We start from the raw sequence: 22,905 nt of genomic DNA on the forward strand, positions 1-22,905 counted from the left end.
GGTCATGTCACACCCTTCCGGGTAAACGAATCCGGGAGAGACGACATGACCATCCTCCGCACAGCGCTGATCGCCGGCGCCCTGCTGACCGCCAACGCCGCGCAAGCCGGCCCCGCCGCTCCGCCCTCAACCTGGGCGCGCTGCGCCGTCTGCCACAGCAACACCAAGGGCGCGCCCGACAAGATCGGTCCGAACCTCTACGGCGTCTATGGCCACAAGATGGGCGTCAAGGGCACCTACAAGTTCTCTGACGCGGTCAAGAAATCCGGCCTCAAGCTCGATGACGCCACGCTCGACAAGTGGCTGGAAAACCCGGCAAAACTCGTCCCCGGCAACCGCATGAGCTTCCCCGGCATCAAGGACAAGGCCAAGCGCGCCGAACTCATCGCGTACCTCAAGACGCTGAAGTAACGCCGGAAAATCCTCCCCGATAGTGCTGGGCTAAAACGGGGAGGGTCTCAGTGTGGCGCTATCGTCACCGGCTCCGCCTTGACCAGCGCCCGCCTGGCGTCATTCCAGCCCTCGATACCCTCGGCGAACCAGTAGACTTGCGCAAATCCCTCGCTGGCCAGGCGACGCGCGGCGTTCCAGCTCATCCAGCAATCGCTGCGGCAGAACACCACCACCGGAAGCGAAGGGTGCCTCGCCCGCTCGGCAGAAATCGCGGTGCGCAGCCCCTGCCAAAGCGCCGGATCGGGATGGCTGCGCCCTGTTTCGGGATGCCATGCTGCACCCGGGATCGTCTCATGCTGCGCAGCAAGCGTCCACCTTCCCGACAGCGGATCGCGCACGCCACCCTCTGCCGGAAGCACATCGATGAACAGGGCATCGACCCCCGGCCTCAGGTGGAGCGCCTCTTCCGCCGAGATGGCAACGGCCGGTGTCGGCGGGCGATCGACCGGAGCGCGATAGCGTGCCTTGCGATAGCCCGCAGCGTCGAACAGCTCGGGGGGAGTTGTGGCAGAGTTGGCGGTTTGCCCCCGAGAGTTGCCGGGGAGTTGGAAAGCGGCGAAGATCGCCAGGAAAAGCGCTACATGCCTTGTTTTCATGGCCTTTTCCGCCCCCTACTCCTTATTCCAAGGTCCAATATGATCGCTCTGGCAATGCGCGCATAGTGTGCTTTGGGAGAATGCGCATGATGGCCAGGATGACGATTGCTGCCCTCTTGATGCCGGGCTCGGCGCCCGCGCTGGCAGCGCCTGCCGATCCCCTGCACTCGCCAATGTGGGAGCATCACGCCGCGCGCCTGTTCGGCAAGGACTCTATCGTGTTCGATGACCGCGTTGCCGTCCACATTCCCGAAATTGCTGAAAATCAACGTGTTTTCCCTGTGACGGTGGACGCGCGCGCTTTGCCCAACGTGCGCCGCATCGTCCTCTTTGCCGATCTCAACCCCATCCCCGTCGCCGTCGACTACGCCCCCACGCAGGCCCAACCGTTCCTCGCCACGCGCATCAAGCTCGATCAGCGCACCCCGGTGCGCGCGGCGGTGCAGACGCAGGACGGAATCTGGCACGTCGGCGGATCCTGGATCGATGCCGCAGGCGGCGGCTGCTCCGCGCCGCCGGTCAGCCGCGTGAAGGGCGACTGGGCGGATCATCTGGGGGAGGTTCGGGGCGCGCAGTGGCTTGAAAAGGCTGGAGAAACCCGCCTGCGTCTGACCTTCCGGCACCCGATGGACACCGGGCTGGTGGAGAACATTCCCGCCTACAACATCGAGCGACTGACAGTCCGCGACGCCAGTGGCAAGTCCTTGGGCGAAATGCAGATTTTCGGCTCCGTCGCCGAAGACCCCGCGTTTACGGTGGTCGTCAAGGCAACGGGACCAATTGCCTTCGAGGCACGCGACAGCGCCGGCCTGGAGTTTCCCGGCAAGGTGGGTGCGTGAGGCTGGACCGCAGGGCGCTGTTGCTGGTCGGACTGTTCAGCCCCGCCGCCGCCTTCGCCGAGAAATTTGCGAGCAAATACAATCCTGTGGCCGAGCCGATCGCGGACGGCTTGTGGATAGTGCGCGGCGCCGACGAGGCCATTGCCTTTGCCAATGGCGGCGCCATTGCCAACAGCGCGATCATCGCGACAGAGGCGGGCGCAGTGCTGTTCGACCCCGGCGTCTCACGTGAACACGGCCTTGCGCTGGGAGCGCTGGCGCAAAGGCTGACCGGCAAGCCGGTGGGCCGCGTCTATATCAGCCACCTGCACCCCGACCATGCGATGGGCGCAGCGGCGGTCGACCCGGCAATCGTTCACGCCCTGCCCGCCACCCGCGCCGAACTGGAGCGCGATGGCGAGGGATTTTCGGACGCGATGTACCGCCTGCTGGCCGACTGGATGAAGGGCACGACAATCGTCCTCCCGCAGGGCGATGTGTCTGAAGGCGCAGTGGAATTTGGCAGACGCCAGTTCCGCCTGATGGCGCTCAAGGGCCACTCCGGCGGCGATCTGGCTCTGCTCGACGAGGCGACGGGCACGCTGATCGCCGGAGACCTCGTGTTCCACGACCGCGCACCTTCGACGCCGCATGCCAACCTGCCAGACTGGCGCGCTTCGCTGGATGTGCTTGCCGCCCTGCCGCACAAGCTGCTGGTGCCGGGGCACGGGCCGATTGACCGCAATCGAGCCGCGATTGCGCAGACCCGCGATTGGCTCGACTGGATCGAGGCGACGCTGCGCGATGCGGTGGCCCGGGGCCTCGACATGAGCGAGGCTGGGGACCTTCCGATTCCTCCCCGCTTTTCAACGCTCAAGGCCGCGCGGTATGAATTGCAGCGCAGCGTCTCGCACTTCTACGCAGCGCTCGAGGGTGAACTGCTGCCGCGGTTGTGATCAGAACTCCGCCCTGAGCGATACCGTCAGCCGGCGTGGGGCGCCGGGGGCGTAGGCGCGGGGGTCTTCGGCACCGGGCGCTTCGGCAAGATCGATTTCATCGACTTCGGAAAAGGTGCCGAAAGTGGCATAGCGCTTGTTCAGCACATTGCGGACCTGCGCGACAAGGCGGATGCCCGGCGCAAGGCGGACCGCGCCATCGAGATCGAACACGGCATAGGCAGGCGTGCGCGCATTGTCGTTGCCCTCGTCACCGGCGAGATACTGGCCGGAGCGGGCGCGCAACGTGACACCGGCAGACCAGTTCCGCTCCTCGCGCGCAAGGCGCAGGTTGAGGGCGTGGCGCGGCACGGCAGGCAACTGGTCACCGCGCGCGACCATGATCGTGCCCTCGTCATCGGCCGCCGGGTTCGACGGGCTTGAAAGGGTGAAGGCATCGCGAAAGCGCGCATCGGTGAAGGCAAAGCTGGCCGAGGAATACCAGCCATCGTGCCGCCACTCCGCCGAGGCTTCGATGCCCTGCCTGCGGGTGTGGCCGAGATTGGCGAAATAGGCCCGCCCGCGCACGCTGGAGGCAATCATGCGGATATCGTTGCTGGTCTCCGAGCGCCACAGGTTGACGCGCCAGGCCAGCCTTCGGCCGGTTGCACTCAGCCCACCATGCCAGTTGGTTGCCGTTACCTGCCTGAGCGGCGGATCGGCGATGAAGAAGTTCGCGAGGGTGCAAGGCGCTTCCGGATCGGCGCAGCTCAATTCCGCAGGGGTGGGATTGCGGCTGGTGAGCGAAAAACCGGCGGTGGCGTGAAGGCCCGGGGCCAGTGCATAGTCGAATTCGATCGAAGGATTGAAGCGATCGAAGGTGTGGCGTCCGTTCAGCGCGGTGCCCAACTGGTCCTCCATCACCACGCGGTTGTGCGAATAACGCGCCCCGGCCTCGACCGAGAGGGCCGTGGTAAGCGGCAGTTCGAGACTGGCAAAGAGGGCGAAATCGTCCAGTTTCGATACCAGCGACACCGGCTGGATCGCCCCTTCCGCCGAGACCAGCGGCAGGCTGAGATCCTCGACCGAGCGGTCTTCTTCCAGCTCGCCAAGGTCGGTCTGCGCGCCAAAGCGGGTGCGGGCGTGCTCCCATGTGCCGCCCAGTGCGATGCGGCGCGTGCCGAGGTCGGTTTCGACCGTGTCCTGCCATTGCAGGGTGGCGCCATAGGCCTGCGTGCGCTCCTTCCCGCGATTGAACACCGCGGGATCGTCGCCAGCTGCGTCGGCGGCAACGGGAACGCCATTGGCAAAGAGAGGATCGCTGTAGCCGTCGTCATTATCCTCGACGCAAAGTTGCGCCGGGTTGGCATCGCAGGCACCGAAATCGGCAAGATCGCCGTTGGCATTGCGACGATCGAGGTATTGCCAGTGGGCGCGCAGTTCGATGCGGGAGGTCTCGCCCATGGACAGCCACGGCGCGGCGACAACGCGGGCAAAGCGGGTGCGCGTGCTGTCGGGCCGGGTGAACACCGCATCGTACTTCGCATCGAGCAGCTCGACGGGCGAGACGCCGTTGCCGGTCAGGTCGGTCGCAGCGCCGAGGGCGGAGAGCTCGATGCCCCAGCCCTCGCCCTGATGGATGCCCTTGGCAAAGCCGCGATAGAGCGTCGACGGACTGGCCACGCGCCAGCCTTTGTCATGCCGCGCTTCGAAGGCGACAAGCAGGTTGCCTTGTGCGGTGCCGGTGCCATAGCTGACCGCGCCGCCCGCCATGCCTTCGCTGTCGACATCGCCCTGGCCGCGCAGGCCGGACAGGGTCACGCCGTCGCCGGTCTGGACAAGAACCGATCCGGCCAGCGCATTGCGCCCCAACACCGGATTGGCATCGTTGACCTGGGCCGCGACAAGCACCGTATCGGGCATGAGATCGAGCAGGACGACATCGCCGAACGGCTGGTTGAAGCGCACGCCATCGAGATAGACGGCGATGCCCTGCTCCATGCCCTGCAGCGCGCCGGCGGAAAACCCGCGCCAGTTCAGCGTTGCCTGCCACGGATTGCCGGCGGCTTCGCCCAGAGTCAGGCCGGGAATGGCGCGTTCGAGTGCGCGGCCAAGATCGGCGCGGCCCGAGGAATCAATGGCCGCAAGATCAAGTGCGCGAGCCTCGTCGAGGTCGATCATGCCACCGGGGGCATTGACGACGATCTGCGGATCGGTCTGGGCGAGAGCGGGTGCGGAAACGGCGGCAAACAGCAGCGGGATCAGCTTGCGCATCATCAGATCTTGACCCTCACCCCTGCCCAGAGCGTGCGCGGATTGCCAAGGTCAATCGAGCCGCCCGCATTGCGCGTGACGATTTCGGTATCGAACAGGTTTTCCGCGCGCAGGACCAGGCTGATCCCGCGGGGCAGCGGCACTTGCGCAAACATGTCGAGCGTGGTTGCGGCCTTGAGGCTGTCGATCTGCAGGTCGTCCTCGTACTGCTGGCCGACATGGCGCAGGGTAGCGGCAATGTCCCAGCCTACGGCAGGGCTAAGCCCAAGCGTGGCGGACGCGGCGAGGCGCGGGGTCTGTGCCGGGCGCTTGCCGGTGAGGTTCGACAAGGGGCCGTTGAGCACTTCGGCGTCAGTCCATGCCAGCGAGCCGTCGAAGCGGACGATGCCCACTTCGGCGTGAGCGGAGGCTTCGATGCCGCGGGCGCGAATCTCGTCGACGTTGCGGCGCTGGCGCAGGTTGGTGCCAATAGTGACGTTGGCGATGGCGTTCTCGATCCGGTTGTCGAAACCGGTAACAGACAGGCGGATGCCCTCGGCGGGGGTCAGGTCGATCCCGGCCTCGAAGCCTTTCTGCTTTTCATTGCGCAGGGCGGCGTTGGCCTGCGTGGTTACCGGGAAGACGGTAAAGGGCCGGTAGAGTTCGTTGAGCGTGGGCTGGCGCAGGCCGGTATAGGCCGCGGCGCGCAGAGCAATCATGTCACTGACGCGCAGCACCGCGCCGCCGCGCCAGATGACGGTCCAATCGGTCTGCGTGGCGTAATCGGTGCGGCTGGTGACAGTGCCTGCCGTGTTGCGCACTTCGAAATAGCCGTCGGCGATCACGGTGCGATCGGCGCGCAGACCGCCGGTGAGGACAAGGCTGCCCAGCGTCAGGTCGTTCTCGGCATAGAAGCCGAGGTCGGTGTTGTTGCCCCCTGCCCGGCGACGTGCGGTGATGGCACCGGTGGCGGCGCTGATTGCGTTCTCCTTCATCGTGCCCGATGCCCGGCGCCAGTCGACGCCAAGGCGCAGCACATCGTTTTCGCCCATCGGCGGGCGCAGCTCGAACTTGCCGCCAAGCCCTTGCGCGGGCGTATCGTACTGGTCGAGCGTGGGTTTGAAGCTGGTGGCGGAGACGACGATGTTGTCGAAATTGCGGACCTGGACATAGGCGAGGGCATCGAACTGCCAATCGCCCCGGCCGACCAGGCGCAGGCTGGCGTCCTGGCCTTCGCTGGAGGTGGTGGCGCCCTTGAAGCGCAGCAGGCGATCATCGCGATAGACCAGCGCGCGGGCCTGAAGCTCCACCGTATCGGTGAGCGGCGCGACGGCGCGGACCTGGGTGGACCAGGACTCGTAGCGGGCACGAACGGTGGCGGGAACGCGCTGCGATTCCGGCGTGGTGAAGAAGCCCTTGCCGCGATCCCAACGGCCCGAGACGACAGCAAAGCCCGAGCCGAGGCGCGGGGCGATGCTCAGGGCAGCTTCGGTCTCGCCGCGCTGGCTGGCGAGGAGCTGGCCGTTTACGAGGCCAAGCTGATCGGGTCCTGCGCTCTCGAGCTCGATCGTGCCGGACAGCGCTCCCGCCCCGAACGGGCCCGAGCCCCCGCCGCGGGTGACGCGTATCGAGCCCAGCGTATCGGGCGTGAGCGCCGGGAGCGGGACGTAGCCGAAGAAGGGATCGGCCATGGGGACGCCGTCGAGCAACACGAGCGCGCGGCTCGTGGCATTGCCACCCAGCGCCCGCAACGTGACTCCCTGGGCCGAAGGGTTGGACGAGCGGCTGTCTGACCGGCGGAACTGCTGGAACCCGGCGACCTGTGTCAGCACGTCCTCGATGCGGCCCGAGGCGGATGTGGTTATGGCATCGCGGCCGATCTCGACAGTGGAATAGGCGGGCGTGCCCGGGGTCTTTTCAAGGCCGGCGCCGGTGACGACGATCTGGCCATCGGGACCTTCATCGGCAAAAGCCGGAAGCGCGGTGGAGGCAAGAGCGGCTGCGGCCAAGAGGCTGCCCACCCTGACTGAACGGGCCCGAAGAAAACTGGTGTCGTCCATCTGCTGCGACTTTCCGGATGACGATTTGAAGACAGAACTGTCGGCGGCGCTTTGGGAGCAATCGGCGCCGCCGACAAGGGTGGACTTTGGTATCGAATGTTAAGTTTATGAAATCCGGCTCAGAAGAACAGGATTCCGCCGACGGCCAAGGCATCGCTTTCGGCCTTGTTGCCCGAGTGGGCGACGGCCTTCGAATGCACGTATTCGCCGATCAGCGTGACCCACGAGGTCAGGCCATAGCGGACCTGGCCGACGTAGCTGGAGTTCACGTCGAGCAGGTTCGGATTGGCGAGACGATCGGTGTTGCTTGCGTAATCGAGGTGGCTCTCGCCATAGCTTCCGCCGACCAAGACCTTGCCGAAGGTGGCCAGCGCCTGGACGTAGAAGCCGCTGGAATCGCGCTTGGCAACGCCGCTGCCGGTCTGCGGAAGACCGGTGTCGAACAGGCCGAGCACCGTCGTGCCGAGGCCGCTGGCGGTGTAGTAGTAGCCGGTTGCCGTGACCGGGCCGACGGTGACCTTGCCGCCGAAGTCCACGCCGCTGCCGGTGTAGCTGCCGCCGCCGACGATATCGTGCTTCTGGGTGATGCCCGACACCCACAGGCGCGCGGCAACATCGCCGAACTTGCCGTCATAGGTCACCTTGCCCTGGAAACCGGGAGCCGAATTGCTCTCGGCAGGGCCGGTGAGCGAGGACAGCGGCTGGAACACGCCGACCGAAGCCTGCAGACCCTTGAGGTCGGGCGAGGTGTAGGTGATCTGGGGCTGGAAATCGGTGTAGATATAGCCGACGCCGATGCGTCCCAGTGTGGTGTTGCCCGGCGCAACGTTGTTTCCGGGCGTGCCCGAGGACAGCAGTGTGATGTCGTTTAGGATGCCCTCCGACCCGAACAGGCCGATATCGCGGCCGATCTTGAAGGTGCCGACGTTGGGGCGCCCAAAGGTCATGTAGGTCTGGCGGAAATCGATGCCGGCGGTGGCAAGGGCGGTCGGCTGGCCGCCGTTGTTGGCGCCCAGAGCGCCCCAGGCGGTCGAGTTGATGCCGGGGTACATGCCGAAAGTGGCGCCGACATCCCAGCCTGACTGCTGGGTCGCCACCGAGACCTTGAGGAAGCCGGGGAGCAGGCCATTGCGGATCGCGCTGGAGTTGTTGGCGCCGACGCTGGCAATGCCGCCGGTGACGGCAGTGCGCGCCGTGGGCGTGGCGGGATTGTCGTGCACGTAGAAGCCGTTGACCGAGCCCGAGAACGTGATCGTGGCGGGGCCGACTTCTAGGCCGATGCCCGACGCGGCCATGCGGACCATGCGGCTGGAATCGACGGATTCAGTGGCGCGGGTCATGGTATCGCCGGCAGGTGCGGCGGCAGCTGCGGGGGCGGGAGACGGCTTGTTTTCCTCGGCCAGCAGCTCGGCATATTCCTCGTCGGAGAGGATGCCCTTTTCATGCAGGCGCTTGAGAAGTTCGGCCGTGCCGGCGTAGGCGGGCGTGGTCGCAACCGCCATCGTGGCGAGCGCAACCGAGGCGCAAAGCGCCTTCTTCATGTTCATTTCCATCCCCTCCGTGAAAGGTCGTGTCGATTATTCTGCGACTGAGCGGAGAGAATGCTGCGCGGAAACAAACTGCGATATTGGACTTTGGGCGTTGGACTTTGGGATAATGACGAAGGTCAGTCAGCGCCCCAGTGCGACGCCCCAGGGGCCGCCGCCTGCCTTGATCGTGGCGGTAACCTGCATCGCCGCAATATCCACGAACGAGACGGAATCGCTGGCTCCGTTGGCGACGATGGCGCGGGTTCCGTCCGGCGTTACGGCGAGGTGCCACGGGCGATCGCCGACCTTGACGTAGCCTCGCACCGTGCGGGTGGGAACGTCGACGACGGCGATGCTGTCGGCGCGTCCAAGAGCGACAATCGCGGTCTTGCCATCGGGGGTGAAACGGATGCCGCAGGGCATGACCTTGTAGGCCGGAACGCCGGGCGGAGCGAAGGCAATGGTCTGTTCGATGGACTTGGTGGCGACGTCCGCGATCTGCACCGTCCCGGCCATTTCGGCGGCGATCCACACCTTCTGGCCTTTGCCCTCGAATTCGATGTGGCGGGGGCGGGCGTCGGTTTCCATCTCCTCGGCCACTGTGCGCGTGGCAAGGTCGATCCAGGCGACGGTGTTGTCCTCCTCGCTGGTGACGAGCAACCACTTGCCATCGGGGCTTTGTGCGACGCCTTCGGGCTCGTCACCGACGGTGACCTGCCACGCAACCTTGCGCGCATCGAGATCGATCGCCGTAACGGCGGCGTTGTCCTCGTTCGCCGCAAAAAGCAGGTTGCCCGAATAGGCGGGGAAGAACTGCTCCGGATCTGCACCTGAAGGCAGGGCAGCAAGCAGCGCGCCAGTGGCGGGATCGCGCATTTCCACCGCATTGTCCGCGCTGGCGGCGACGAGCAGGGCCTTGCCGTCTCGCGTCATCGCGATACCGCGCGGGCGATTGCCGACCGGCCATTCCGCCTCGACCGCGCCCTTCTCGACGTCGATCACCGTCACGGTCGAGGACCGTTCGTTGCTGACGTAGGCGCGCGTTGCGTGTGCCGCAGGCGCAAGGGTGGTGCCGAGCAGCAGGGTTGCTGCGAATGCCTTCAGTTGTCTCTCCATGCTGCGCACCATATCCGACGCTCGTGCGCGCGCATATGACACCTTGGTCTTGTACCATGGTTCAATTTGCGATGGCCCGGCAGCGCGATAAGCAAGGATCACTATCGGGGCGGACGATCATCCGCACCCGTGTCGCAGAGGATGACTGATGATCAAGATCTCCAAGGGCCGTGCCGCCCTGCTGGCGGCTGCTGCGCTGGCCACCGGCGCCATCGCATCGAGCCTTTCCGCGCATGGTAACGTCACGCCGCAAGCGGTTGACACTTCGGCACTGCCCGACCTTGTCGGTGGCAATGACACCTGGGTGACGGTCAACCCCTACCGCGGCAACGAGAAGGCGCTGGAGATCGGCCAGTCTGCCTATGGCCAGAACTGCGCGCGCTGCCACGGGCTCGACGCGATCTCGGGCGGGATTGCGCCTGACCTGCGTTATCTCGAAACCGGCGACAGCGGCGACGAATGGTTCGTCCAGCGCTTCCAGCACGGCTCGTCACGCGATGGCAAGGTCTATATGCCACCGTTCGGCGAAGTGCTCGGCCAGAAGGCCGGATGGGCGATCCGCACCTGGATCGAATCCAAGCATACGGAAGAGTGACCGCAATGCGCGCCAGCAGGCGTTCGTTCCTGCAAGGGCTGGCGCTATCCGCGCTGGCCGCGTCCTCCACCGCCTTTGCCGCACCGCTTGAGAAGGTCAAAGACCTCGGAGTCCTTCGGGTCGGACTCTATGCGGATAACCGGCCCTGGTCGTGGAACCAGGACGGCAAGGTGGCAGGCATCGATGCCGACATTGCGCGCGCGCTCGCCGAAGCGCTGGGCGTTCGCGCCGATGTCCAGCTGTTCTTCGCGGGCGAGGACATCTCCGACGACTTGCGCAACGTGGTCTGGCGCGGGGGGCTGCTCGGGTTTCAGCCATGCGACGTGATGCTGCACGTACCCTTCGAGCGGCAGCTGATACAGCAGGAAGACAATGTCGTGTTCCTTGCGCCTTATTACCGCGAAACCTTTGGCGCGGCCTGTTCTCGCGATGGCGGCAACTGCGAAGCGGTGCCGGCGTCGTTCAAGGGCCGCAAGATCACCGCCGAACTCGCCTCGATCCCTGACTTCTACCTGCTCGGCCACGCTGGCGGGGTCCTTGCCAGGGACCTGGTCCACGTTCCCAATGGCTATGATGCGCCCGCCGCGCTGGTGGATGGCAGTGCCGACTTCACCGTGGCCACCACCGCGCAGATCGAGGCTGTCGTCGCCGACAACCCCGACGCCGGGATCAAGGTGCGCAAGGGACCGCTGCCAATGATGATGTCGCCGGGCTGGGACATTGGAATCGCGGTTAAGGAAAATTCGCGCAACCTGGGCTTCAGGCTTGAGCAAGTGCTCGAGCAGATGATTGGCGATGGGCGCATGGCCGCGCTGTTCCAACGCCATGGCGTGAACTGGAAGCCGGCGCTTTCCGCACAATCCTGAACGGTCAGCTCGCACCCGCCATCCTCGATTGGCGGGCCAACGGGGGGACGGGAACACCGACTGCGACCGGTGTTCCCCGAACCGTTTTTGCTGCGGTTGTGTTGCGCAGCATTTGGCGCGCTTGGGCATGAAGCACAAGGCCTTATCCCAAGGTTCAATTGTGCAGCATACTGCAACCGATAGGCTCACATTGACGATAGGGGATCAGTGGCGAACCGGGGGGATTCCCGCATGACCGCACTCCATCGCAGAACAAGACCCCATAACAGGAGGGACAGGATGAAGCGGCGTTTTTCAATCGTGTTGGCAGGCCTTGCGGCAGCCACCAGTCTTTCGGCAGTTCCAGCCATTGCCGGCGGGCCGACCAGCGCGGACATCATCAACGATGCGGCCACGCCCGGCGACGTGATCAGCTATGGCATGGGCCCGCAGCAGCAGCGGTTCAGCTCGCTCGACAAACTCAACACCAGCAACGTCAAGAATCTCGTACCCGTTTTCGCAGCATCGCTGGGTGGCGAAAAGCAGCGCGGCCAGGAATCGCAGCCACTGGTCTATGACGGCACGATCTATGTAACGGGTTCGTATTCGCGCCTCTTCGCGTTCGATGCGCGCACCGGCGAGAAGAAGTGGGAATACAACGCCCGCCTGCCCGATGGCATCATGCCCTGCTGCGACGTGGTCAACCGTGGCGCGGCGATCCATGGCGACAAGGTGATTTTCGCGACGCTGGACGCGCGTCTCGTTGCCCTCGATCGCCATACCGGCAAGGTGATCTGGAACAAGAAGCTGGCCGACTACCAGGCCGGCTATTCGGCAACGGCGGCGCCGCTGATCGTCAAGGACATGGTCATCACCGGCAATTCGGGCGGCGAGTTCGGCGTGATCGGCGAAGTGCAGGCCCGCAACGTGGATACGGGCGAACTGGTGTGGTCACGCCCGACCATCGAAGGCCACATCGGCACGCTGGGTGGCAAGCCTTCCACGATGACCGGCAAGCTCAACGCTTCTTGGACCGGCGACTTGTGGAAGACCGGCGGCGGCGCGACCTGGCTGGGCGGCACTTATGACCCCGGTACCAACCTGCTCTACTTCGGCACCGGCAACCCCGGCCCGTGGAACAGCCACCTGCGCCCCGGCGACAACCTCTACACGTCCTCGACACTGGCGATCGATGCCGATACCGGCGAGATCAAGTGGCACTACCAGACCACGCCTCATGACGGCTGGGATTTCGACGGCGTGAACGAGTTCATCCCGTTCGATGCCACGATGAAGGGCAAGCCGATGAAGCTCGGCGCCAAGGCCGACCGCAACGGCTACTTCTACGTGCTTGACCGCACCAACGGCAAGCTGCTGGGCGCGCACAAGTTCGTGATGCAGACGACCTGGGCCAATGGCATCGACCTGAAGACCGGCCGTCCGAACTACGTGGCCGAAAACCGCCCCGGCGCGCCCAATGCCGCGGAAAAAGGCAAGACCGTGTTCGCCAGCCCGTCGTTCCTCGGCGGCAAGAACTGGATGCCGATGGCCTATTCGCAGGACACCGGCCTGTTCTATGTGCCCAGCAACGACTGGGGCATGGACATCTGGAACGAGCCCATCGCCTACAAGAAGGGCGCGGCCTACCTGGGTGCAGGCTTCACCATCAAGCCGATTGCAGAAGACCACATCGGTGCGCTTCGCGCGATGGACCCGGCCACCGGCAAGATCGTGTGGGAGTACAAGAACAAGGCTCCGCTGTGGGGTGGTGTTCTGGCTACGCGCGGCAATCTGGTGTTCACCGGCACGCCCGAGGGCTACCTCAAGGCCTTCGACGCCAAGACGGGTGCGGAACTCTGGAAGTTCCAGACCGGGTCGGGCGTGGTCGGCTCGCCGGTGACCTGGGAGCAGGACGGCGAACAGTATGTCGCGGTCATGTCCGGCTGGGGCGGCGCGGTGCCGCTGTGGGGCGGCGAGGTGGCCAAGACCTTCAAGGAGATCAGCCAGGGCGGTTCGCTCTGGGTGTTTAAGCTGCCGAAGTGATTTTCCCCGGGGCGCCGGACCTTACCGCAGGTCTGGCGCTCCACCCCCTCCCCGGGTAGAGACAGATGAGCAATACCATCGCAATGACCACGTTCGCAGCCGAAAGGGGGAGCGCTGCCATGGCCGTAAACGGACCTGATCGCGTGCTGATCGTGGACGACCATTCGCTGGTGCGTGATGGGCTGCGCTCGATCTTCGACGACGCCTTTCCCTCCTGCACGATCCTCGAAGCAGACAGCCTGGAAGCTGCGCTCAATACCCTCGAGCAGGAAGGGGATGTCGACCTGGTCCTGCTGGACCTCAACATTCCCGATGTTTCGCACCTGTCGGGCCTCGAAGCCCTGCGTGACCGCTTTCCGGCGACGCCGGTAGTGATGGTCTCGGGCGTGACAGACCGCAAGGTGGTGCGCGATGCGCTGGCCGCAGGGGCGGCGGGCTTCGTGCCCAAGAGCCTCAAGCGCGCGGCAATCCTCGACGCGCTGAACCAGGTGCTTTCGGGCGAGATCTACATGCCTGAACTCGAAGGTGATGACTCCGCCGCTGCCGAGGAAGACGCGATCCGCAGCCGGATCGACAGCCTCACCCCGCAGCAGCGGGTGGTCCTGGGGCACCTCGTCGCCGGGCGGCTCAACAAGCAGATCGCCTATGAACTCGATGTCTCGATGACGACGGTGAAGGCGCACGTTTCCGCGATCCTGCAGAAGATGAACGTCTTTTCGCGGACGCAGGCGGTGATCATGGCCGGGAAGATCGGCTTCAAGGGGTAAACGGTCACGATCCGGCAATTGCACTACGCGCCCGGTCTGGCAGACTGGCGCGGGGGAGATTGCCATGCTGATCAAGACACCGCTGGCCCTGCCGTGCGGCATCGTCATTCCGAACCGCCTCGCCAAGGGCGCGATGACCGAGGGACTGGCCGATCCGTCGGGCAGACCGACGCCGGAGCTTGACCGGCTCTATGGCGTGTGGGCAGATGGTGGCGCGGGCCTGCTGATAACCGGCAACGTGCAGATCGATGGTGACCATCTGGAGCGCCCCGGCAATGTCATCGTCGATCGCGCGGCCGATGCGGCGACGAAGGCGGCTCTGGCGCAGTGGGCAAAGGCCGGGACGCGCGCAGGCAACCAGTTGTGGATGCAGATCAGCCACGCAGGGCGGCAGACGCAGGCCACTGTCAACCCGCACCCCAAGGCGCCATCGGCGGTGAAGCTGGGGCTGCCGGGCGGGCAGTTCGGCGAGCCGGTGCCGCTTGAGGAAGCGGAGATCCTCGATCTGATCGGGCGGTTTGCCACTTGTGCGAAAGCGGCGCAGGACGCGGGCTTTGGCGGGGTGCAGATCCATGCCGCGCATGGCTACCTGCTTTCGCAATTCCTCAGCCCGCGCAGCAACCAGCGCACCGACCGATGGGGCGGATCTCTGGAGAACCGGGCGCGGTTCCTGATGGAGACCGTGCGAGCGGTGCGCGAAGCCGTGGGCCCGCAGTTCGGCATCTCGGTGAAGCTCAATTCGGCAGACTTCCAGCGAGGCGGGTTTGCCTTCGAGGAGAGCCTGACCGTCGCGCGCTGGCTGGAGGAGGCGGGCGTCGACCTGCTGGAGGTTTCTGGCGGATCGTATGAGCAACCGGCGATGATGGACATGGAAGGGCTGGACCCTTTCGAACGGCCGGATGTCCCGGCCTCGACGGCGGCACGCGAGGCCTATTTCGTGGACTTCGCCAAGGCGATGAAGGCGAGCCTGACGAGGATGCCGCTGATGGTGACCGGCGGCTTCCGCAGCCGCGCGGCGATGCAGCATGCGCTGGAGACGGGCGCGGCGGACCTGATCGGCATCGGGCGACCGCTGTGCGGGGCGCCGGATGCCTGCCGCAATCTGCTGGAGGACCGCGCCAACCTGCCCCGCTTCGAGGCCACGCTGCGCCTGCTGCCCCCGGCGCTGCGCTGGCTGGAGAAATTCGATACCGTCCGCACCATCGCGGGCTTCGGCGTTCAAATGTGGTACTATGCCCAGATCGATGCGATCGGGCGGACCGGCACGCCCGAGCCGCGCAAATCGGTGTTCGCCTCGCTATTGCAGGTGCAGAACCACGCAAAGGCGTGGATGAAGGCACGGCGCGCGCTCTAGGGTAAGCGGGTGTCGGACTTAGGGATCAGAGAACGTCCCTCTGGCGCAGGAAGGCGCGGAGTTGGGCGGGTTTGACCGGCTTGTTGAGGATCGGCAGCGCCAGTGCGTTCAAGCGGGCTTTGGTCTCCTCGCTGCGGTCGGCAGTGATGACCATGGCGGGCAGATCGAAGTTGGCCCGGGCTCGCAGCGCGGCGATGGCCTGCTCTCCGGTCAGGCCGTCATCGAGCTGGTAATCGACGATGGCCATGGCAGGGCGGCGGGCAAGAGCGGCAGCGACGCAGGCCTCTGCCGGATCGCGCGCGGTGACCACCTCGAGGCCCCAGTTCTCGAGCAGCGCTTCCATGCCCGAGAGGATCGCGGGATCGTTGTCGATCACCAGGACAAGGCCCCCACTGCCGGTCGACGGTCCCGAGGCCGGCTCGACCGGCGCGGGCGCGGCGACAGGTTCGACGCGGGGGAGCATGATCGAGAAGGCGGAACCGAGGCCGGGGACGGAATCGAGGCCGATCGGGTGATCGAGCATGGTGGACACGCGGCGCACGATGGCAAGGCCAAGGCCCTTGCCGGGGATCTTCTGCGTCTTGCCGACGCGGCGGAACTCGCCGAAGATTTCCTCGCGGTCGGACGCGGCGATGCCGGGGCCGGTATCGCGCACGGTGACGCGGATCATGCCCTGTATCTCGTCGACCTCGACAGCGACGCGGCCAGCCTCGGTATAGCGGATCGCGTTCGATACGAAGTTCTGGAGGACGCGGCGCAAGAGGCGCGCGTCGGAGCGAACCCAGGCCGGCGTTTCGACCACGTCGAATTCGAGCTTGCCGGCGGCGGCGAGCGGGGCGAATTCCACGCGCAGGGCATGGAGGATCGCGCCGAGCGAATGATCGCCGATTTCGGGCTGGATGGCACCGGCATCGAGGCGGGAAATCTCGAACAGGGCTTCGAGCAGGTCTTCGACCGAATCCAGCGCGGTTGACGCCTGGCTGACGAGAGCGCGCGGACGCTCCGGCAACTTGAGGCCGTCCATTGCCGAGACGAACAAGCGCGCGGCGTTCAGGGGCTGGAGCAAGTCATGGCTGGCGGCGGCGAGGAAGCTGGTCTTGGAGCGGCTGGCGGTTTCGGCCTCGTTCTTTGCCTCGACCAGCTGGCGGTTGACTTCGACCAGTTCGGCGGTGCGCTCCTGCACCCGGCGCTCCAGCAGTTCGGCGGTCTCGGTCAACGAGCGTTGCAGGCTGACGTGGTCGGTCACGTCGTCAAAGGTGAAGACCATGCCGCCGTTACCGAGCGGGACCGAGCGGATCACGAAGTGCCGGCCATCCATCAGGCATTCGGCGGAAAGCTGGCGCGTATCGCCTTCCCGCCAGGCAAGGCTGTCGGCACATTCGAGGCCCAATCGCCAGCTGCACCACTGCACCAGCTGGGCATGGCTTTCGACATGGCGCAGCAGGTCACTGCCGGAAAGGCCGAGCACGCGGACGAGGCCTTCGTTCCACGCCTGCATCCGGCGCTGGGCATCGAACAGGCAGACGCCTTCGGACAGGGTATCGAGCGTGGCCTGCAACGCGAGGTTGCGCTCTGCCAGTTCCAAGGCGCGCTGGCGGGCGTCCTCGGCCTTGACCGAGGTGATGTCGGTATAGATGCCGACGATGCCGCCATCGCTGGTGCGCAGTTCGTTGATCTGGATCCAGCGCCCGTCGCCCAGCGCCTGCACATGAGCCCCTTCGGCGCGGCGGTGCCAGTCGACCCGGTCGCTGAGCCAGCGATCCGGACCGGTTGCGGCGCCGAGAGTCGAGCCGGTCAGCGCCACGCGGCTGGCCATTTCGGCGAACTCCGGGCTGTCACCGGAAATCGGTTCGACGGCAGGGAATATCTTGAGGAAGGCGCGGTTGCACAGGATCAGGCGGTCATCGGCGTCGAAGAGGGCAAACCCGTCGCTGAGGGATTCGATCGCATCGCGCAGCAGGACGCGGGCGGCAGTGGCGTCTTCGTTGGCGGCGGCGAGTTCGGCCATGGCCGCCTCGAGCGCGCTCGTGCGGTCCCGGACCACGGATTCGAGCGCGATGGCGGTTTCGAACATTGAGAACGCGCCGCCCTCCATGTCACCTGAGCGTTCGACCCGGTCCATCAGCGCGGCGTTGATCTTTTCGAGCTGGCGCACGCGGGCGCGCAAGGCGGTGATCTCGTCCTCGCCATTGACCATGGCGGGGGCAAGAATGCCGGTGAGATTCGAGCCGCTCATCGCCCGACGGCGAGACCGGTGAAGGTCTGGTTCATGTGCGCGGCGCGAAACTGCTCGCCATAGGTGTTGAAGCCGAAAACGCGGTTGGCGACGTACATGCGCGAGACAACGCCGGCCTGCTGGCGGTCTTCGGCATCGAGGCGGTTCAGCACGCAATCGAAGCCGACGACATGGTCGATCTCGCCCACCTTGCGACCGATTTCATCGAACAGGGCATCCATTTCGGCGATGCGATCTACCGGTTCGCCGATGGACAGGACGACGCCGGTATCGATCGCGCAGTAGAAGGTCAGCGAACCATCGTCATTGGCCGTCTGGATCGACCGGACGTGGAACTGGCCGCCGGTGCGCACGATGGGAGGATAGGCGGCAAAGAACTGGGCATTGAGTTCGGACGGCGGACTTCCGGCAAGGCGGCGGTATTCCTCGGCGGCGGGGGCGGCATTGATCTCGGTAACGACCCGAGATTCGGCATCGGCCTCGGTTATGACCATCTTGGCCGGGCCGGGACGATAGAAGCTCTTGCAGAAGACATGCAGAGGGCGGCGGCTGGTGAGAAGGACGATGACAGCGGCGTCCTTGTGGAAGGCTCCTTCGTGGAAAATGGCCGTGTCGCGGAACGACAGGCCGTCGCCGCTTGACCCGCCGATCAACTGGATATCGCCCAGCGCATGCTGCGCGGTCATCGTCAGCAGTTCTTCGCGGTGGGAAAGGCCATCGACGAAGAACAGCGCGACCTGATGAAGCCCCTCGCCATGTTCGCGCCGCGACTGGGCGACGAGCTGGCGGATGGCGCCCTGTGCAGCCTGCGGATCGAAATGATCGAGATCGTCAAAGCGCAGCGAGGCCATGGAAAAGGGGCCTTCGGGGAATCCAATCAGCACGATCGAATGGGTATCATACCCCTGATCGTTCAATTCACCTGCGCTAGTGCAGCCAAAGAGCCGCACTTCGGGCATGGCGCTGGCCAGTTCGGCCTGAAGGGCATCGCGGGGATAGGCGTTGGAGCAGAACAGCAGCGCCCCGGCCAGCTTGCGGCCTTCGATGCACTCGGCAAGCTCGGCCACTGCGGCGCGGGGATCGGCTGCGCGCGAAGTGCACGCTATCATGCGCGCCTCGTCCACTGCTGTCGCCGTTTCCATCACCGCATCCTCCATGGCCTGACCTCTTGCGGGTTCTCCTGCCTGCCGCGCAGCTTAGGGCGAAGCCGTGCCCTCGCCAAGTGCAACGCTGTCCCCTCGCGGCGGCTCGCCCGCGGCCTCGAGCGCGGCGCTTTCATCATCGCTGAACACCCGGCTGCGCACGATGAAGCGCACGCCTTCGGGCGCTTCAAGGCTCATCCCCGAGCCGCGCCCCGGAACGACGTCGATGGTGACCTGGGTGTGCCGCCAGTATTCGAACTGCGCCGCCCCGATCCATACCGGCGTACCCTCGGCCACATGGCCGAGCAGCACGTCCTGCCCTCCGACCCGGAACTCGCCAGCCACGAAGCACATCGGGGCGGAGCCATCACAGCATCCGCCCGACTGATGGAACATCAGCGGTCCGTGAGCAGCCGTCAGCCGGGCGATCCAGTCCCCGGCTTCAGGCGTATTGAGAACGCGGGGCGGCAGGTTGCTCATCCGACTTCGGAGATCATGACCGATGCGCCGCCCGTGGCGAAGTTCGGAATGTCGCCAGTTGCGGCCTGGGCTTCGGCCGAGCCCATGCCTGCGGCCATCGCGGCGGCATCGGCGAACCAGATCTGGGTCAGGCGGTAGTACGGCGGAGGGCTCCCATCGGGTCCGGGCAGGCCCTTGAGGAGGACGACCTTCTCGACCGAGGGAATTTTCCCGGCGATCGGCATGTGCGTGCCGAAGTAATAGGCTTCGAACGCTTCCGGATCGGCAGGCGCGTTGTACATCACGTTGACGACGACTTGGGCCATCGGTTCATCCTCTCTTGTTCATCGCTTCACCTTCGCGCTCTTGCGGCCGAAGTGCAAAGGGCAGATCACAAATGGTGACGGCGCGGGCGGGACCTTCCTCCCTGCGCCGCGCCGTCTCCCTCCAGCAGTTACGCCGGTATCTCCATCTTCCGCCTCAGAAGAAGCCGAGCTTCTTGGGGCTGTAGCTGACCAGCAGGTTCTTGGTCTGCTGGTAGTGATCGAGCATCATCTTGTGGGTTTCGCGCCCGATGCCCGACTGCTTGTAGCCGCCGAATGCCGCGTGGGCCGGGTAGGCGTGGTAGCAGTTGGTCCACACGCGCCCTGCCTGGATGCCGCGGCCGAAGCGATAGGCGCGGGTTCCATCGCGGGTCCAGACGCCAGCACCGAGGCCGTAGAGGGTGTCGTTGGCGATCTCCAATGCTTCCTCGTCGGTCGAGAACCTGGTCACGGCGAGGACCGGACCGAAGATCTCTTCCTGGAACACGCGCATCTTGTTGTGGCCTTCGAGCACGGTCGGCTTGACGTAGTAGCCTTGCGCAAGATCGCCCTCGTGCATCGCGCGCTCGCCGCCGGTGAGGACCTTGGCACCTTCGTCCTTTCCGATCTGGATGTAGGAGAGGATCTTCTCCATCTGGTCGTTCGATGCCTGCGCGCCGATCATCGTCGATGCATCGAGCGGGCTGCCGAGCTTGATCGCCTCGACCCGGGCAATCGCCTTTTCCATGAAGCGGTCATAGATCGATTCATGCACCAGCGCGCGGCTCGGGCAGGTGCAGACTTCGCCCTGGTTGAGCGCGAACATGGTGAAGCCTTCGAGCGCCTTGTCGAGGAAGTCGTCGTCGTGGTCCATCACGTCGGCAAAGAAGATGTTCGGGCTCTTGCCGCCCAGCTCCAGCGTGCAGGGAATCAGGTTTTCGGACGCATACTGCATGATCAGGCGACCGGTGGTGGTCTCGCCGGTGAACGCGATCTTGCTGATGCGCTTGTTGGTGGCAAGCGGCTTGCCTGCTTCGATGCCGAAGCCGTTGACGATGTTGAGCGTGCCGGCGGGCAGGATGTCGGCAATCAGTTCGGCAAACACGAGGATCGACATCGGGGTCTGTTCGGCAGGCTTGAGCACCACGCAGTTGCCTGCGGCCAGCGCCGGGGCAAGCTTCCACGCCGCCATCAGGATCGGGAAGTTCCACGGGATGATCTGGCCGACCACGCCCAGCGGTTCGTGGAAGTGATAGGCGACGGTGTCGTGGTCGATCTCGGCAATCGAACCTTCCTGCGCCCGCACGCAGGCGGCGAAATAGCGGAAGTGGTCGATGGCAAGCGGAATGTCGGCGGCGGTCGTCTCGCGGATCGGCTTGCCGTTGTCGATGGTCTCGGCCATCGCCAGCAGATCGAGGTTCGCTTCCATCTTGTCGGCGACCTTGAGCAGGATGTTCGACCGTTCGGTGGTCGACATCTTGCCCCAGGCATCCTTGGCAACGTGGGCGGCATCGAGCGCCAGCTCGATGTCCTCGGCCGTGCCACGCGCGACCTGGCACGCGACCTGGCCCGTCACCGGCGAGATATTGTCGAAGTACGCACCCTTCACCGGGGCAACCCACTTGCCGCCGATGAAGTTGTCGAACTTGTCGCGAATGAGTGAAACGCCAGTGAACTGGCTAAGGGCCTGCTGCAACATCCTCGGTCCTCCGAAATCCTGTTATCGAGATCTGGCACCAGTGTGCGCCCAAGCCGGGACGAGGCCAATTGTACCTTGGAAGGATGCTGCGCGCATCGCGAGGGTCCTGCCCCTTGGCCAAGCCGAAACCTGCACCAAAGGACATGAGGAGTTTCAACAATCGGGCATGGAGGCCGGCGTTCATGCTCGAGAGGTAAGACGGTTCGCGAGATTGTTCGCAGTTCATCGCCGTGCGTACCAATGGAAGCGGCGAGGAAAGAAAGGAACCGCTGCATGTTGGACTGGTTCGAAACGCAGGCGCCGATCCGCGAAAAAATGCGCTTGATGATGCTGGCGCTGCTCGGCGCTTCGGCATTGAACCTTTTCGACGTTCCCGCCATTCTGCTGTTCCCCGAACACATCCTCATGCTCGTTTCAGGCGCCGCAGTCATCTCGCTGGTCCTGACCTTCATGATCATGCGCACGGTGACGGAGCGGATTTGCAGGCCTTATGTGGACACGGTCGTACGCATGGAAGCGCTAGCCGGCGGCGATACCGAGAGTCCGATCCGCTATACGAACCATGCCGATTGCGTGGGGCGCATGACCAAGGCGATGGAGAAGTTTCGCCTCAGCATCCGCGCCTCGACCGATCTGGAAACGCAGCGCCGGATCATCGACCGAATGAACAGTTCGCTGGAACGACTGGCCGCCAACGACCTCACGGCAGAAGTCACCGAGGCGTTCCCTGGTGAGTACGAGGAGATGCGCCGCAACTTCAATGCGGGGCTTGCCAGTATCTCGGACGCGCTCGCCAGCATTCGCGGCCTCGCCGGAACGGTGCTGACCGGATCGGAGGAGATTGACGCAGCTTCAGCCGATCTTGCCCGCCGCAACGAACGGCAGGCCGCAAACCTGCAGCGTGCGGCGACGGCGATGAACCAGGTTACGAGCGCGCTTGGCCAGACCGCCGAGCGCGCAGATACCGCCCACCGCTCCGTGGCCAGCGTAGCCGCCAAGGCCGCAGAAGGCCACGAGGTTGCCGCCTCGGCAATGGATTCCATGCACGAGATCGAGAAATCGTCTCAGGAAATCGGCCGGATTGTCGGGCTGATCGACGGCATCGCCTTCCAGACCAACTTGCTGGCGCTCAACGCTGGCGTGGAAGCGGCGCGCGCAGGGGAGGCCGGCAAGGGTTTTGCCGTTGTCGCCACCGAGGTGCGCGCCCTTGCCCAGCGCTGCGCCGAAGCTGCGCGGGATATCAAGGGGCTGGTCGATAGCAGTACCAGCACGGTTGCCAGGGGCGTCACGACCGTCGAGCGGACGCGCTCGGTGCTCGGCGAATTGAACGGACTGATCGACGAGATCAGCAGCTTCATCACCGAAGTCGCCTCGCATACCGCAGAGCAAGTGCGCAACCTTGCCGGCGTGAATGCCGACGTGGCCGAGATGGACCAGATGACGCAGCAGAACGCCGCCATGGTCGAGCAATCGGCAGCGGCGGCGCGCAGTCTGTCGGAACAGGCCAATGCCTTGTCCGCAGGCGTCGGCGCGTTCCTGATCAAGGATCAGCCGAGCGCCAGGCCAAGGGTTACCGGACCGGTCGTGGTACGTTCGCCCGGTGCTGCCCTTCAGTCTCCTGTAAAGTCAGCTGCTCCGATGCAAACCAGCGGCAGCCTCGCGCTTGCCGAAGACTGGTCGGAGTTCTGAGGCAAGACGGCCCT

The 22,905-nt window shown here is 65.1% G+C and carries 19 protein-coding genes; 9 read left to right on the plus strand and 10 right to left on the minus strand.

Annotated features, from left to right (window positions below):
• Nucleotides 1–45: 45 nt before the first annotated feature.
• Entirely contained in the window at nt 46–411 is a 366-nt protein-coding gene (locus IM701_RS17275) for a cytochrome c family protein (RefSeq protein ID WP_193828554.1), read from the plus strand.
• Between the two features lie 47 nt (nt 412–458).
• Here the strand turns inward: IM701_RS17275 and IM701_RS17280 are convergent, their stop codons facing one another.
• Nucleotides 459–1,049: a rhodanese-like domain-containing protein gene (locus IM701_RS17280; protein ID WP_193828555.1), complete on the minus strand. Its 591-nt coding sequence runs from the start codon at nt 1,047–1,049 to the stop codon at nt 459–461.
• 86 nt (nt 1,050–1,135) lie between these two features.
• Between IM701_RS17280 and IM701_RS17285 the strand changes: the two genes are divergently transcribed.
• Nucleotides 1,136–1,888: a quinoprotein dehydrogenase-associated SoxYZ-like carrier gene (locus IM701_RS17285; protein ID WP_230487894.1), complete on the plus strand. Its 753-nt coding sequence runs from the start codon at nt 1,136–1,138 to the stop codon at nt 1,886–1,888.
• Nucleotides 1,885–2,823, plus strand: a complete 939-nt coding sequence (locus IM701_RS17290; protein WP_193828557.1) for a quinoprotein relay system zinc metallohydrolase 1 — start codon at nt 1,885–1,887, stop codon at nt 2,821–2,823. Before IM701_RS17285 ends, IM701_RS17290 begins: the two co-directional genes overlap by 4 nt.
• Here the strand turns inward: IM701_RS17290 and IM701_RS17295 are convergent, their stop codons facing one another.
• From IM701_RS17295 to IM701_RS17310, 4 genes are all read right to left on the minus strand, one after another.
• Entirely contained in the window at nt 2,824–5,076 is a 2,253-nt protein-coding gene (locus IM701_RS17295; protein ID WP_193828558.1) for a TonB-dependent receptor, read from the minus strand. It lies immediately after the preceding gene.
• A 2-nt stretch (nt 5,077–5,078) separates the two neighbouring features.
• Complete coding sequence (locus tag IM701_RS17300) at nt 5,079–7,115, minus strand: TonB-dependent receptor (RefSeq protein ID WP_193828559.1); 2,037 nt, start codon at nt 7,113–7,115, stop codon at nt 5,079–5,081.
• Between the two features lie 119 nt (nt 7,116–7,234).
• A complete protein-coding gene (locus IM701_RS17305; protein WP_193828865.1) occupies nt 7,235–8,656 on the minus strand; it encodes a porin in 1,422 nt (473 codons plus the stop codon).
• Between the two features lie 129 nt (nt 8,657–8,785).
• On the minus strand, nt 8,786–9,760 hold the full coding sequence (locus IM701_RS17310) for a PQQ-dependent catabolism-associated beta-propeller protein (protein ID WP_193828560.1): 975 nt from the start codon (nt 9,758–9,760) through the stop codon (nt 8,786–8,788).
• A 148-nt stretch (nt 9,761–9,908) separates the two neighbouring features.
• On the opposite strand from IM701_RS17310, the gene pedF reads away from it, so the two are divergent.
• The 5 genes from pedF (at nt 9,909) to IM701_RS17335 (ending at nt 15,364) form a co-directional block, all read left to right on the plus strand.
• On the plus strand, nt 9,909–10,355 hold the full coding sequence (pedF, locus tag IM701_RS17315; RefSeq protein WP_039335630.1) for a cytochrome c-550 PedF: 447 nt from the start codon (nt 9,909–9,911) through the stop codon (nt 10,353–10,355).
• 5 nt (nt 10,356–10,360) lie between these two features.
• Complete coding sequence (locus tag IM701_RS17320; protein WP_193828561.1) at nt 10,361–11,221, plus strand: ABC transporter substrate-binding protein; 861 nt, start codon at nt 10,361–10,363, stop codon at nt 11,219–11,221.
• Nucleotides 11,222–11,500: 279 nt separating this feature from the next.
• A complete protein-coding gene (locus IM701_RS17325; RefSeq protein ID WP_193828562.1) occupies nt 11,501–13,243 on the plus strand; it encodes a methanol/ethanol family PQQ-dependent dehydrogenase in 1,743 nt (580 codons plus the stop codon).
• 83 nt (nt 13,244–13,326) lie between these two features.
• Nucleotides 13,327–14,010: a response regulator transcription factor gene (locus IM701_RS17330; protein WP_193828866.1), complete on the plus strand. Its 684-nt coding sequence runs from the start codon at nt 13,327–13,329 to the stop codon at nt 14,008–14,010.
• A gap of 64 nt (nt 14,011–14,074) precedes the next feature.
• Nucleotides 14,075–15,364, plus strand: a complete 1,290-nt coding sequence (locus IM701_RS17335; protein WP_193828563.1) for an NADH:flavin oxidoreductase/NADH oxidase family protein — start codon at nt 14,075–14,077, stop codon at nt 15,362–15,364.
• A 25-nt stretch (nt 15,365–15,389) separates the two neighbouring features.
• On the opposite strand, the gene IM701_RS17340 is transcribed toward IM701_RS17335, so the two are convergent.
• The 5 genes from IM701_RS17340 to adh form a co-directional block, all read right to left on the minus strand.
• Nucleotides 15,390–17,600, minus strand: coding sequence for a PAS-domain containing protein (locus tag IM701_RS17340; RefSeq protein WP_230487895.1), 2,211 nt, complete (start codon nt 17,598–17,600; stop codon nt 15,390–15,392).
• Nucleotides 17,597–18,742, minus strand: a complete 1,146-nt coding sequence (locus IM701_RS17345) for an FIST N-terminal domain-containing protein (RefSeq protein ID WP_193828564.1) — start codon at nt 18,740–18,742, stop codon at nt 17,597–17,599. The genes IM701_RS17340 and IM701_RS17345 overlap by 4 nt, the downstream gene beginning before the upstream one ends.
• Before the next feature lie 54 nt (nt 18,743–18,796).
• Nucleotides 18,797–19,222: a DUF779 domain-containing protein gene (locus tag IM701_RS17350; RefSeq protein ID WP_039335637.1), complete on the minus strand. Its 426-nt coding sequence runs from the start codon at nt 19,220–19,222 to the stop codon at nt 18,797–18,799.
• Nucleotides 19,219–19,527 carry an EthD family reductase gene (locus IM701_RS17355; RefSeq protein ID WP_062343840.1) on the minus strand — a complete coding sequence of 103 codons (309 nt, stop codon included), beginning with the start codon at nt 19,525–19,527 and terminating at the stop codon, nt 19,219–19,221. The genes IM701_RS17350 and IM701_RS17355 overlap by 4 nt, the downstream gene beginning before the upstream one ends.
• Before the next feature lie 154 nt (nt 19,528–19,681).
• Nucleotides 19,682–21,202: an aldehyde dehydrogenase gene (adh, locus tag IM701_RS17360; protein WP_193828565.1), complete on the minus strand. Its 1,521-nt coding sequence runs from the start codon at nt 21,200–21,202 to the stop codon at nt 19,682–19,684.
• A 273-nt stretch (nt 21,203–21,475) separates the two neighbouring features.
• On the opposite strand from adh, the gene IM701_RS17365 reads away from it, so the two are divergent.
• Complete coding sequence (locus IM701_RS17365; protein WP_193828566.1) at nt 21,476–22,891, plus strand: methyl-accepting chemotaxis protein; 1,416 nt, start codon at nt 21,476–21,478, stop codon at nt 22,889–22,891.
• Nucleotides 22,892–22,905 lie beyond the last annotated feature (14 nt).

It is taken from the genome of Novosphingobium sp. ES2-1 (assembly GCF_015169775.1).
Taxonomy (GTDB): domain Bacteria; phylum Pseudomonadota; class Alphaproteobacteria; order Sphingomonadales; family Sphingomonadaceae; genus Novosphingobium; species Novosphingobium subterraneum.

Excerpts from the sequence above, each read along its gene's own strand:
- IM701_RS17300 (WP_193828559.1), bottom strand. The coding sequence starts at position 7,115 with ATGGACGACACCAGTTTTCTTCGGGCCCGTTCAGTCAGGGTGGGCAGC.
- IM701_RS17345 (WP_193828564.1), bottom strand. The coding sequence starts at position 18,742 with ATGGAAACGGCGACAGCAGTGGACGAGGCGCGCATGATAGCGTGCACT.
- IM701_RS17365 (WP_193828566.1), top strand. The coding sequence starts at position 21,476 with ATGTTGGACTGGTTCGAAACGCAGGCGCCGATCCGCGAAAAAATGCGC.
- IM701_RS17325 (WP_193828562.1), top strand. The coding sequence starts at position 11,501 with ATGAAGCGGCGTTTTTCAATCGTGTTGGCAGGCCTTGCGGCAGCCACC.
- IM701_RS17320 (WP_193828561.1), top strand. The coding sequence starts at position 10,361 with ATGCGCGCCAGCAGGCGTTCGTTCCTGCAAGGGCTGGCGCTATCCGCG.
- IM701_RS17295 (WP_193828558.1), bottom strand. The coding sequence starts at position 5,076 with ATGCGCAAGCTGATCCCGCTGCTGTTTGCCGCCGTTTCCGCACCCGCT.
- IM701_RS17310 (WP_193828560.1), bottom strand. The coding sequence starts at position 9,760 with ATGGAGAGACAACTGAAGGCATTCGCAGCAACCCTGCTGCTCGGCACC.
- IM701_RS17280 (WP_193828555.1), bottom strand. The coding sequence starts at position 1,049 with ATGAAAACAAGGCATGTAGCGCTTTTCCTGGCGATCTTCGCCGCTTTC.
- IM701_RS17275 (WP_193828554.1), top strand. The coding sequence starts at position 46 with ATGACCATCCTCCGCACAGCGCTGATCGCCGGCGCCCTGCTGACCGCC.
- IM701_RS17355 (WP_062343840.1), bottom strand. The coding sequence starts at position 19,527 with ATGGCCCAAGTCGTCGTCAACGTGATGTACAACGCGCCTGCCGATCCG.
- IM701_RS17335 (WP_193828563.1), top strand. The coding sequence starts at position 14,075 with ATGCTGATCAAGACACCGCTGGCCCTGCCGTGCGGCATCGTCATTCCG.
- IM701_RS17350 (WP_039335637.1), bottom strand. The coding sequence starts at position 19,222 with ATGAGCAACCTGCCGCCCCGCGTTCTCAATACGCCTGAAGCCGGGGAC.
- IM701_RS17330 (WP_193828866.1), top strand. The coding sequence starts at position 13,327 with ATGACCACGTTCGCAGCCGAAAGGGGGAGCGCTGCCATGGCCGTAAAC.
- pedF (WP_039335630.1), top strand. The coding sequence starts at position 9,909 with ATGATCAAGATCTCCAAGGGCCGTGCCGCCCTGCTGGCGGCTGCTGCG.
- IM701_RS17285 (WP_230487894.1), top strand. The coding sequence starts at position 1,136 with ATGATGGCCAGGATGACGATTGCTGCCCTCTTGATGCCGGGCTCGGCG.
- IM701_RS17305 (WP_193828865.1), bottom strand. The coding sequence starts at position 8,656 with ATGAAGAAGGCGCTTTGCGCCTCGGTTGCGCTCGCCACGATGGCGGTT.
- IM701_RS17340 (WP_230487895.1), bottom strand. The coding sequence starts at position 17,600 with ATGAGCGGCTCGAATCTCACCGGCATTCTTGCCCCCGCCATGGTCAAT.
- adh (WP_193828565.1), bottom strand. The coding sequence starts at position 21,202 with ATGTTGCAGCAGGCCCTTAGCCAGTTCACTGGCGTTTCACTCATTCGC.